At 55.8% G+C, this 11,307-nt stretch carries 13 protein-coding genes; 12 read left to right on the top strand and 1 reads right to left on the bottom strand.

The annotated features are described in order from the left end of the window. Nucleotides 1-7: 7 nt before the first annotated feature. The 12 genes from lptE to lipA all read left to right on the top strand — a co-directional run bounded on the left by lptE (nt 8) and on the right by lipA (nt 10,905). Complete coding sequence (gene lptE / locus AC6I8E_RS05075) at nt 8-607, top strand: LPS assembly lipoprotein LptE (protein WP_013357102.1); 600 nt, start codon at nt 8-10, stop codon at nt 605-607. Beyond that, nucleotides 604-1,635, top strand: a complete 1,032-nt coding sequence (gene holA / locus AC6I8E_RS05070) for a DNA polymerase III subunit delta (protein WP_497824500.1) — start codon at nt 604-606, stop codon at nt 1,633-1,635. The genes lptE and holA overlap by 4 nt, the downstream gene beginning before the upstream one ends. Continuing rightward, nucleotides 1,628-2,272 carry a nicotinate-nucleotide adenylyltransferase gene (nadD, locus tag AC6I8E_RS05065; RefSeq protein ID WP_061061898.1) on the top strand — a complete coding sequence of 215 codons (645 nt, stop codon included), beginning with the start codon at nt 1,628-1,630 and terminating at the stop codon, nt 2,270-2,272. The genes holA and nadD overlap by 8 nt, the downstream gene beginning before the upstream one ends. Before the next feature lie 91 nt (nt 2,273-2,363). Then, the gene (rsfS, locus tag AC6I8E_RS05060) at nt 2,364-2,681 is read left to right on the top strand and encodes a ribosome silencing factor (RefSeq protein ID WP_013357099.1); all 318 of its coding nucleotides are present in this window, start codon (nt 2,364-2,366) and stop codon (nt 2,679-2,681) included. A gap of 3 nt (nt 2,682-2,684) precedes the next feature. Then, nucleotides 2,685-3,155 carry a 23S rRNA (pseudouridine(1915)-N(3))-methyltransferase RlmH gene (rlmH, locus tag AC6I8E_RS05055; protein WP_013357098.1) on the top strand — a complete coding sequence of 157 codons (471 nt, stop codon included), beginning with the start codon at nt 2,685-2,687 and terminating at the stop codon, nt 3,153-3,155. A gap of 34 nt (nt 3,156-3,189) precedes the next feature. Beyond that, a complete protein-coding gene (gene mrdA / locus AC6I8E_RS05050) occupies nt 3,190-5,094 on the top strand; it encodes a peptidoglycan DD-transpeptidase MrdA (RefSeq protein WP_013357097.1) in 1,905 nt (634 codons plus the stop codon). A gap of 8 nt (nt 5,095-5,102) precedes the next feature. Next, nucleotides 5,103-6,215, top strand: a complete 1,113-nt coding sequence (mrdB, locus tag AC6I8E_RS05045; protein ID WP_033784531.1) for a peptidoglycan glycosyltransferase MrdB — start codon at nt 5,103-5,105, stop codon at nt 6,213-6,215. Nucleotides 6,216-6,225: 10 nt separating this feature from the next. Next, complete coding sequence (gene rlpA, locus AC6I8E_RS05040; RefSeq protein ID WP_013357095.1) at nt 6,226-7,323, top strand: endolytic peptidoglycan transglycosylase RlpA; 1,098 nt, start codon at nt 6,226-6,228, stop codon at nt 7,321-7,323. Nucleotides 7,324-7,454: 131 nt separating this feature from the next. Continuing rightward, nucleotides 7,455-8,666 carry a D-alanyl-D-alanine carboxypeptidase DacA gene (gene dacA / locus AC6I8E_RS05035; RefSeq protein WP_033732040.1) on the top strand — a complete coding sequence of 404 codons (1,212 nt, stop codon included), beginning with the start codon at nt 7,455-7,457 and terminating at the stop codon, nt 8,664-8,666. A gap of 100 nt (nt 8,667-8,766) precedes the next feature. After that, nucleotides 8,767-9,030 carry a DUF493 family protein YbeD gene (gene ybeD / locus AC6I8E_RS05030; RefSeq protein WP_013357093.1) on the top strand — a complete coding sequence of 88 codons (264 nt, stop codon included), beginning with the start codon at nt 8,767-8,769 and terminating at the stop codon, nt 9,028-9,030. A gap of 80 nt (nt 9,031-9,110) precedes the next feature. Continuing rightward, nucleotides 9,111-9,770 carry a lipoyl(octanoyl) transferase LipB gene (gene lipB, locus AC6I8E_RS05025; protein ID WP_497824499.1) on the top strand — a complete coding sequence of 220 codons (660 nt, stop codon included), beginning with the start codon at nt 9,111-9,113 and terminating at the stop codon, nt 9,768-9,770. Nucleotides 9,771-9,939: 169 nt separating this feature from the next. After that, a complete protein-coding gene (gene lipA, locus AC6I8E_RS05020) occupies nt 9,940-10,905 on the top strand; it encodes a lipoyl synthase (protein ID WP_010258979.1) in 966 nt (321 codons plus the stop codon). A 123-nt stretch (nt 10,906-11,028) separates the two neighbouring features. Here the strand turns inward: lipA and tatE are convergent, their stop codons facing one another. Continuing rightward, nucleotides 11,029-11,232, bottom strand: a complete 204-nt coding sequence (tatE, locus tag AC6I8E_RS05015) for a twin-arginine translocase subunit TatE (protein ID WP_003854033.1) — start codon at nt 11,230-11,232, stop codon at nt 11,029-11,031. Between the last annotated feature and the right edge of the window lie 75 nt (nt 11,233-11,307).

Here is an 11,307-nt window from a genome sequence, read left to right as displayed (position 1 = left end):
AGGAACTGTGCGACATCCGATTATCAGGCTGTTTGTCATGCTGGCGGTGGTGATCACCGCTGGCTGTGGTTTTCATCCGCGCGGCACCACGCAGGTGCCCAGCGAACTGAAAACCCTGATTGTTTCAACCGGCGATCCGTATGGACCGCTGGCGCGTACCGTGCGTCAGCAACTGCGTATCAACGATGTCACCATCGTTGAAGACAACAAACAGAACCGCACCGATATTCCGACGCTGCGTCTGGGTCCTGAGGTATCGGGACGTAACACCGCATCGGTCTTTATCAGCGGCACCTCTGCTGAGTATCAGCTGGTCATGACCCTTACGGCGCAGGTCCTGTTGCCGGGCAAAGGAATCTACCCAATCAGCACCACGGTTTATCGTTCATTCTTCGATAACCCGAATGCTGCGCTGGCGAAAGATGCTGAGCAGGATCTGATTACGCAGGAGATGCGTCAGCGTGCTGCCGAACAGCTGGTACGTAAACTGCTGACCGTGCATGCTGCACAGATCAACAACAAAGAGACCTTACCGGCGTCAGTGATTCCGGTTCCGGGTCAGGGTTCACAGGAAGCACCGTCTTCCTCTGCTACCAGCCTGCAATGATCAGGATTTACCCTGAGCAACTCAGCGCGCAGCTCCGTGAGGGGCTGCGCGCCTGTTATTTGTTAGCCGGAAACGAACCGCTGCTGTTGCAGGAGAGTGCGGATGCCATCCGTGCCGCCGCAACCGCACAGGGATTTGAAGAACATTTTAGTTTTACGCTGGACGCCCAGACCGACTGGGAGAGCCTGTTTGTCAGCTGTCAGTCACTGAGTCTGTTTGCGCAGCGTCAGACCATGACGCTGCAATTCCCCGAGAATGCTCCCAACGCCGCAATGGCCGAGCAGCTGGTTAAGCTCTCTAAGCTGCTGCACGCCGATATTCTGCTGATCTGCCGGATGCCAAAGCTGACCAAAGCGCAGGAAAACAGCGCCTGGTTTAAAGCGTTGTCCGCCTCTGCAGTTTTAGTGCCCTGCCAGACGCCTGAACAGGCGCAACTGCCGCGCTGGGTCGTGAATCGCGCTAAGGCGCTGAAACTCTCGGTCGATGACGCAGCTGTGCAGCTGTTGTGTTACTGCTATGAAGGTAATCTGCTGGCGCTGGCCCAGGCGCTGGAGCGTCTCTCGCTGCAGTGGCCTGACGGCAAGCTGACCCTGCCCCGTGTTGAAGAGGCAGTCAGTGATGCCGCACACTTTACCCCCTTCCACTGGGTGGATGCTCTGCTGGCGGGTAAGAGCCGTCGCGCGCTGCATATCCTGCATCAGCTGGAGAAAGAAGAGAGCGAGGTCGTGATTCTGTTGCGTACGCTGCAGCGCGATTTGCTGACACTGCTGCATCTGCAGCGCCACCAGTCGCAGCAGCCGCTGCGTACGCTGATGGATCAGCAGCGGATCTGGCAGAACCGCCGCGCGCTGTTCACCGACGCACTGCAACGCCTGGACGCCACGCGTCTGCAACGCGCCATTCATCTGCTGAGCCAGATTGAGATCACCCTGAAACAGGACTATGGGCAGCCGGTGTGGCCACAGTTACAGACCCTGACGCTGCTGCTCAGCAGTCGTGCTTTTCCGACGAGTTTTGCCCATGTCTGAGTTACACGCGCTGTTTGGTGGCACCTTCGACCCGATTCATTTTGGTCATCTGCGTCCGGTCGAAGCGCTGGCTCAGCAGACCGGACTGCAGCATGTGACGCTGCTGCCAAACAATGTGCCACCGCATCGCCCGCAACCGGAAGCCAGTGCTGCCCAGCGGGTGGCAATGCTGCGTTGTGCGATCCGCGGCTTACCGCTGTTTGAGATTGATACCCGTGAGCTGGAGCGCGACACCCCCTCCTGGACCGTAACTACCCTGGAAGCCTGGCGCGCCGAACGCGGTGCAGAACAGCCGCTGGGCTTTATTATTGGTCAGGATTCCCTGCTGAGCTTAGCGAAATGGCATCGCTGGCAGGATCTGCTGTCACTCTGCCATCTGCTGGTGTGCCAGCGCCCCGGCTATCCGACCCGGTTTGACGCGCCGGAGATGCAGCAGTGGCTCGAACAAAACCTTGCTCAGGATATCCGGCAACTGCATCAGCAGCCCGCAGGCCATATCTGGCTGGCGGAAACCCCGCTCTATGACATTTCGGCGACTGAAATCCGTCGTCGTCGCCATCAGAACCAGCCCTGCGACGACCTGTTGCCTGCGGCAGTTATCGACTATATCGACCGCGAAGGCTTATATCGCGACTGATCCGGGCATGCTATACTGCGCCGCTTAAATTTTGGCTGCACTCTCCGGGCTTACAGCCAGCCCGATACCACCAGATTCCAAGGGGAACCTTTTGCAAGGTAAAGCACTCCAAGAGTTCGTTATTGATAAGATTGATGATCTCAAAGGCCAGGACATTGTCACCATCGACGTTCAGGGCAAATCCAGCATCACCGATTTCATGATCATCTGCACCGGCACCTCCACGCGTCATGTGACTTCGATCGCAGAACACGTTGAGCAGGAATCCCGTTTAGCGGGCCTGATGCCATTAGGCATTGAAGGCAAAGGCGCGGCAGACTGGGTTGTGGTTGATCTGGGTGATGTCATCGTACATGTGATGCAGGAAGAGAGTCGCCAGCTGTATGAGCTGGAAAAACTCTGGGGTTAATCGGTGAAACTGCAACTTGTTGCCGTCGGCACAAAAATGCCCGACTGGGTGCAGACCGGTTTCATGGAATATCTGCGCCGCTTCCCGAAAGATATGCCGTTTGAGCTGACCGAAGTCACCGCAGGTAAACGCGGCAAAAATGCTGATATCAAACGCATCCTTGAAAAAGAGGGGGAAGCGATGTTGGCGGCGGTCGGCAAAGGCAATCGCATTGTCACGCTGGATATTCCTGGCCAACCGTGGGAAACCCCGCAGCTGGCGCAGCAGCTTGAACGCTGGAAGCTGGATGGTCGCGATGTCAGCCTGCTGATTGGCGGGCCTGAAGGCCTGGCTCCCGCCTGTAAAGCGGCGGCAGAGCAGAGCTGGTCACTGTCAGCATTGACGTTACCTCATCCGCTGGTGCGCGTGCTGGTGGCCGAAAGTCTGTACCGGGCCTGGAGTATAACGACTAATCATCCTTATCATCGTGAATGACCGATCAGCCCACATCAGACATGACAAGTAGCGGATGAAATTACAAAGCAACGCCTTTCGCGATTACAGCGCCGAACAGAAACTCTTTGTCCGTCGGGCGTTCATCGCCTTCGTCGGTATCTTACTGCTCTCTTCAGTACTGGTAGTTAACCTTTACCATCTGCAGATTCTTCGCTTTGATGATTACAGCACCCGCTCCAACCAGAACCGCATTAAACTGGTGCCTGTCGCGCCCAGCCGCGGCATTATCTACGATCGCACCGGCACGCCGCTGGCACTGAACCGCACCATCTATCAGGCAGAACTGGTGCCGGAGAAAGTTGATAACCTGCAGCAGACGCTGGAAAACTTACGCCCTGTTCTTGAGCTGACGGACGAAGACCTCGAAAACTTCCAGAAAGAGCGCAAACGCTCGCGTCGCTTTACCTCCATTCCGGTTAAAACCGGTCTGAATGAAGTTCAGGTGGCACGCTTTGCGGTCAATCAGTACCGCTTTCCCGGCGTGGAAGTTAAAGGTTATCAGCGCCGCTACTACCCCTACGGCGCCACGCTGACGCATGTGGTCGGCTACGTCTCAAAAATCAACGATCGTGACGTTGCACGCCTCGATAAAGAAGGCATATGGCCGAACTACGCCGCCACGCACGACATCGGCAAGCTGGGCATTGAAGCGTATTACGAGAGTCTGCTGCACGGCAAAACCGGCTTTGAAGAGGTTGAGGTCAACAACCGGGGCCGGGTTATTCGCCAGCTGCACGAGGAGTCACCTCAGGCTGGCCGTGATATCTATCTGACTATCGATCTCAAACTGCAGCAGTATGTCGAGACCCTGCTGGCGGGCAGTCGCGCTGCTGTTGTCGTCAGCGATCCGCGCACCGGCGAAATTCTCGCCATGGTCTCCACACCCAGTTACGATGCCAACCTGTTTGTCGACGGCATTTCCAGTAAGGATTATCGCGGCCTGCTGGAAGATGAAAATCGCCCACTCTATAACCGTGCGATTCAGGCGGCTTACCCACCGGCTTCAACAGTGAAACCTTATGTGGCGGTCTCTGCCATGAGTGCGGGCGTGATTAACCGCAACACCAGCCTGTTCGATCCGGGCTGGTGGCAGCTTCCTGGTTCAGAAAAGCGCTTCCGCGACTGGAAAAAGTGGGGGCACGGTCGTCTTAACGTCACCAAAGCGCTGGAGGAGTCTGCCGATACCTTCTTCTATCAGGTCGCCTATGACATGGGTATCGACCGACTGTCAGAGTGGATGAATAAATTCGGATACGGCAGCCGGACCGGCATCGACTTACCGCAGGAGAGCGCCGGTAACATGCCAACCCGCGACTGGAAAATGAAACGCTTTAAAAAGCCGTGGTATCAGGGTGACACAATTCCGGTGGGGATCGGCCAGGGTTACTGGACGGCTACCCCATTGCAGATGAACAAAGCGATGATGATTCTGATCAACGACGGCGTCGTCAAGGTGCCGCATATGCTGCGCGCCACCCGCGAAGGCCGGACCCTTGTGCCCTATCGCCAGCCGCCAGAAGCCCCGATCGGTGATATTCATTCCGGCTACTGGGAAATCGCCAAAGATGGTATGTACGGCGTGGCGAATCGCCCCAACGGTACTGCACACAAAAGCTTTGCTGATGCGCCTTATAAAATTGCCGCCAAGTCCGGTACGGCGCAGGTCTTTGGCCTGAAAGAGAACGAAACCTATAACGCCCACAGAATTGCTGAACGATTACGCGACCATAAATTAATGACCGCGTTTGCCCCTTATGACAAGCCTCGGGTCGCAGTGACCATTATCCTGGAAAACGGTGGCGCCGGTCCGGCTGTCGGCACCGTCATGCGCCAGATTCTGGATCACATTATGTTGGGTGATAACAATACTGTCCTGCCGGACGCCGCCCCTGTGCCGCCCGGTTATGAAGGTGAATAAACATGTCGATGCAAGATAGTCCGCAGAAACGATCGATCTGGATGCGCATCCACATCGATCCGCTGTTTATGCTGATCATTCTCGGCCTGCTGACCTACAGCGCCGTGGTGATCTGGAGTGCCAGTGGTCAGGATCCCGGCATGATGGAGCGTAAACTCGGTCAGATCGCGATGGGACTGGTGATTATGATTGTGCTGGCGCAGGTGCCGCCGCGCGTTTATGAGGGCTGGGCACCCTATCTCTATATTGTCTGCGTCATTCTGCTGGTGGCGGTCGATGCCTTCGGGCAGATCAGTAAAGGGGCGCAGCGCTGGCTCGATCTCGGCTTTGTTCGCTTTCAGCCCTCGGAGATTGCCAAAATCGCGGTGCCCTTGATGGTGGCGCGCTTTATTAACCGCGATGTCTGTCCGCCAACCCTGAAAAACACCGGCATTGCGTTGTTGCTGATCTTCGTGCCGACCCTGCTGGTCGCCGCACAGCCCGATCTCGGCACCTCGATTCTGGTTGCCGCTTCCGGTTTGTTTGTCCTGTTCCTTTCGGGAATGAGCTGGAAACTGATTGGCGTTGCCGTTCTGCTGGTCGCGGCTTTTATCCCGATTCTGTGGTTCTTCCTGATGCACGACTATCAGCGTGACCGCGTCATGATGCTGCTCGACCCTGAAACAGATCCGCTGGGTGCCGGTTATCACATCATCCAGTCGAAAATCGCCATTGGTTCAGGCGGACTGCGCGGCAAAGGCTGGCTGCAGGGCACCCAGTCTCAGCTGGAATTTTTGCCGGAGCGTCATACCGACTTTATCTTCGCGGTTCTGGCCGAAGAGCTGGGTCTGGTTGGCGTACTGCTGCTGCTGACCCTTTATCTGCTGCTGATCATGCGGGGACTGGTTGTCGCAGCCCGCGCGCAGACCACGTTTGGCCGGGTCATGGCGGGCGGTTTAATGCTGATTTTATTCGTTTATGTTTTCGTTAACATTGGCATGGTTAGTGGTATCTTACCGGTAGTTGGCGTGCCGCTGCCGCTCGTCAGTTACGGCGGCTCCGCGCTTATCGTGCTTATGGCGGGATTCGGCATTGTGATGTCGATCCACACTCACCGAAAAATGTTATCTAAAAGTGTCTAAGAGGCTGCAGATGCGTAAGGAATGGCTTGGCGTTGCACTGGCATCACTGGTTCTGGCGGCCTGTACCACGCCCGAACCCCAAAATACGGCGCCGCCGCAACCGGCTTACAATGGACCGGTCGTAGAGATTCCAGGCGTTGAGCCTCGTTATGAGCCAGTTAATCCGGGCACCAGCCAGGATTACAGCGTTAATGGCAAAAATTATCGCATCATCAAAGATCCGTCGAACTACAGCGAGGTCGGCCTGGCCACCTGGTACGGCGAAGAGGCACAGGGCAACCGCACCGCTACCGGCGAAGCCTACGATCCCGATGCGCTGACGGCCGCCCACCCTACTCTGCCGCTGCCGAGCTATGTGCGCGTGACCAATATCGCGAACGGCCGTCAGATTGTGGTGCGCGTTAACGATCGCGGCCCCTACACGCCAGGACGCATCATCGACCTGTCGCGGGCAGCCGGTGACCGTCTGAACATCTCCAATAATTCTCGGGTGCGGGTCGACTATATCAAGGTGGCTCCCGACGGTACGCTCTCAGGCCCGGGCACCATTGGTACTGTGGTCGCCAAACAGAGCTACTCGCTGCCTGCCCGCCCGGACCTGAGTGGTGGTGCGGTGATGAATGGCGGCAACGCCGCAAACGCTGAACCGCCTGCTCAAAACGTGGAAGCCATCAGCAACAGCACGCTGCAGGGCGGTGACAACATGGGCGCGCCGGTACAAAGCAGCGGCTTTCTTGGCGCACCTCAGCCATTAGCGAACGGCGTGCTGGAAGGCAGTGAACCACCCGCCGCCGCGCCTGCCAGTTCCGCACCAGCCGCCAGCAGTGCTGCTCCTGCAGTCGCCAGCGCCGCGCCGGCAGCCAGCAGTGGTGCCGCAGCCGGATATGTCGTACAGGTCGGTGCACTAAATGACCCGGCGCGTGCTCAGCAGATGATGAAAAGCCTGAGCCAGCGTTACGGTGTGCCCGGCAAGGTCGAAGACGCGGGCAACAACGTTTATCGCGTTCAGCTCGGCGGCTACAGCTCACGCGCCGAAGCGGCTGCGCTACAACAGCGCCTGAGCAGTGAAGGCCAGACCGCCTCATTTATTACTAACACGCGTCGCTGATCGGTTTATCAGACAGCGACACGTTACGTCTGCTAACAACCCAATCATCACGCCCGGTGCCAGACTCACTGGCATTGGGTATGATGAGTGACATTTTTAACCTCAAACTCACGGATGTTGTAGTCCTACACATGAACACGCTGAAATCATCTCGTTTGCTGAAACGCCTGACAGTGGGATCACTGATCGCTTTCTCTCTCAGCCATGCTGCTATTGCTGATGACGTCAATCTCAAGACCATGATTCCGGGCGTGCCGGACATTGATGCCGAAGCGTATGTCCTTATCGACTACAACTCGGGCAAAGTGCTGGCAGAGAAAAACGCCGATGCACGCCGCGATCCTGCCAGTCTGACCAAGATGATGACCAGCTATGTCATTGGACAGGCCGTGAAAGCCGGCAAAATTCATCAGGACGATATGGTCACCGTCGGTCCGGATGCCTGGGCGACCGGTAACCCGGTCTTCAAAGGCTCCTCGCTGATGTTCCTGAAGCCAGGCGACCGCGTACCGGTTTCTCAGCTGACCCGTGGAATTGTGCTGCAGTCAGGTAATGACGCCTGTGTTGCGATGGCTGACTATGTCGCCGGCAGCCAGGATGCGTTCGTTAATCTGATGAACAACTACGTTAAAGCGATTGGCCTGCAGAATACTCACTTCGGGACCGTCCATGGTCTGGACGCTGAAGGTCAGTACAGCTCCGCGCGCGACATGGCGCTGATTGGCCAGGCGCTGATCCGCGACGTGCCGGAAGAGTATGCTGTTTATAAAGAGAAAGAGTTCACGTTCAACAATATCCGCCAGATGAACCGCAACGGTCTGCTGTGGGACACCAACCTGAACGTGGATGGGATCAAAACCGGTCATACTAACTCAGCCGGTTACAACCTGGTGGCGTCAGCGACCGAAGGCCAGATGCGCCTGATCTCTGCGGTCATGGGCGGTCATACCTTCAAAGGTCGTGAAACTGAGAGCAAGAAACTGCTCACCTGGGGCTTCCGTTTCTTTGAAACCGTTGCGCCACTGAAAGCGGGTAAAGAGTTCGCCTCTGAGCCGGTCTGGTTTGGTGATAATGACCGTGTACAACTGGGCGTGGAAAAAGATGCTTATCTGACCATTCCGCGTGGCCGTATGAAAGATCTGAAAGCCAGCTATGTGCTGACCAACACAGAACTGCATGCCCCACTGAAGAAAAACCAGGTTGTCGGCAGCATCAACTTCCAGCTGGATGGCAAGACGATCGAACAGCGTCCGCTGGTGGTGCTGAACGAGATCTCTGAGGGTGGTTTCTTTGGCCGTATCGTGGATTACATCAAACTGATGTTCCATCACTGGTTCGGTTAAGCGTAAAGGGTGATTGAAAAATCGCCCCTTCGTCCCCATTACCAGATATTATGATGCTCCCGCTCAGGCGGGAGCCTGTTTTTTATGCACCGGAGTAAATATGAAAACCAAACTGAATGAGCTGCTCGAATTTCCTACCCCGTTTACCTATAAAGTAATGGGTCTGGCGCAACCGGAGCTGGTTGATCAAGTGGTTGAAGTGGTGCAACGTCATGCGCCCGGCGACTACAGCCCTGAAGTTAAGCCGAGCAGCAAAGGCAACTATCACTCCGTAAACATCACTATCAACGCCACCCACATTGAGCAGGTCGAACGCCTGTACGAAGAGCTGGGCCAGATCGAAATTGTGCGGATGGTACTGTAATTTACGGGTCGGCAAGGCGCCGCTACCTGACGGTTTGCCGACATTATCCTCAGCGTTTTTTCCTTTAGCGGGCTATCGCTTTGTCAGTTGAAACCCTCTTTGTCCGCCAGTCCGGTCTGTCCGACTGGCAATCCGTCTCCGACGCCATGCACCACTATACTGACCAGCGCGATGACCAGAGTCGTGACGAAATCTGGCTGGTCGAACATCCTCCGGTCTTTACGCAGGGTCAGGCGGGAAAAGCAGAACATCTGCTGATGCCCGGTGATATTCCGGTGGTGCAGAGCGATCGTGGCGGTCAGGTCACCTATCACGGGCCGGGACAACAGGTCATGTATGTCCTGATCGATGTAAAACGCCGTAAGCTCGGCGTGCGCCAGCTGGTGACTTTTCTTGAAGAGACGGTGATCGCTACGCTGGCAGAGTTCGGCGTCAGCGCCCGCGCCCGCGCGGATGCACCCGGCGTCTATGTCGGAGAAGAGAAAATCTGCTCGCTGGGATTGCGCATTCGCAAAGGCTGCTCGTTTCACGGTCTGGCGCTGAATGTGGCCATGGATCTGTCGCCTTTCCTGCGCATTAATCCCTGTGGTTACGCTGGCATGAGCATGACCCAGTTAAAACATTTCCAGCCAGAGGTGACCACAGAGCAGGTACGCGCTCCGCTGGTCAGCGCCTTTGCGCGGCTGGCAGGTTATGAAAATGTTGAATGGATAGCAGGCGATCTTCCTGTTAAGCCTTAACGCAGAATGCGAATTTACAAATATGTAACTTTTCAGCGCTGACGGTGGCTGCTTCCCAGACGATGAGATGATATAATTTTTGCACTTTTTTCAAATAAAGTTGAAAGCCCCCTTCCCGGTTTGATTGGGAACGCTTTCAAATCGCAATCCGACCGGAACCTGCTGATTTATGAGTAAACCAATTCAGATGGAACGCGGCGTCAAATATCGTGACGCAGACAAAATGGCGCTGATCCCGGTGAAAACCGTGGCTGTTGAACGGCAGGAGATGTTGCGTAAGCCGGAATGGATGAAAATCAAGCTGCCAGCCGACTCCAGTCGTATTCAGGGTATCAAAGCTGCGATGCGCAAAAACGGGCTGCACTCGGTCTGTGAAGAGGCGTCCTGCCCTAACCTTGCCGAATGCTTTAACCATGGCACCGCCACCTTTATGATCCTGGGCGCAATCTGTACCCGTCGTTGTCCGTTCTGCGATGTGGCGCATGGCCGTCCTAATGCACCGGATGCTAATGAACCCGCGAAACTGGCGCAGACGATTGCCGATATGGGCCTGCGCTACGTGGTCATCACCTCGGTTGACCGTGATGATTTACGTGATGGCGGCGCGCAGCACTTTGCCGACTGCATCAGCGCGATTCGCGAAAAAAATCCCACCATCAAAATTGAAACACTGGTGCCGGACTTCCGTGGCCGTATGGATCGCGCGCTGGAGATTCTCACCGCGACGCCTCCGGATGTGTTTAACCACAACCTGGAAAACGTACCGCGCGTCTACCGTCAAGTACGTCCGGGCGCGAACTACGAGTGGTCACTGAAGCTGCTGGAGCGGTTCAAAGAAGCGCATCCGCATATCCCGACCAAATCGGGTCTGATGGTTGGCCTGGGTGAAACCAACGCCGAAATCGTGGAAGTGATGCGCGATCTGCGTCGCCACGGCGTCACCATGCTGACGCTGGGCCAGTATCTGCAGCCGAGTCGCCACCATCTGCCGGTTCAGCGCTACGTCAGCCCGGCTGAGTTCGATGAGATGAAAGAAGAAGCGATGGCGATGGGCTTTACCCATGCCGCGTGCGGTCCGTTTGTCCGCTCTTCCTATCATGCGGATATGCAGGCTAAAGGCGAAGAAGTGAAATAAGTACACCTCTGCTATCAGACGCCTGAAAAACAAAAAACCAGACTGGAAACAGCCTGGTTTTTTTTATACGTGCCTGAAATGGCCTGAAATAAAAAGTAACAGTTATTTGCAGCAAATAACTGATTAATCTTTATGAACGACGCGTTCTGCCGGCACGTCTTCAGCCGTTGTTCGGGTTGCACTGGTATCTTCGTCTTTCATGGCTTTTTTGAAGCCCTTGATCGCGGAGCCCAGATCACCGCCCAGAGAGCGCAACTTATTGGTACCAAAAAGCAGTACGATAAGCGCACCGATAATCAGCAGCTTGGCAATACTGATACCTTCCATATTTAACCTTTCAACTTTATCGAATCACGGTGACTGTTATTTACGCGCAGTTTGCCTGCGGCGACAACTGGAATC

This window comes from Pantoea sp. X-Soil-YNGN-785 (genome assembly GCF_059730585.1).
The sequence above is the reverse complement of the archived record's forward strand: the minus strand, read 5'-3'. Positions and strand labels throughout refer to the sequence as shown.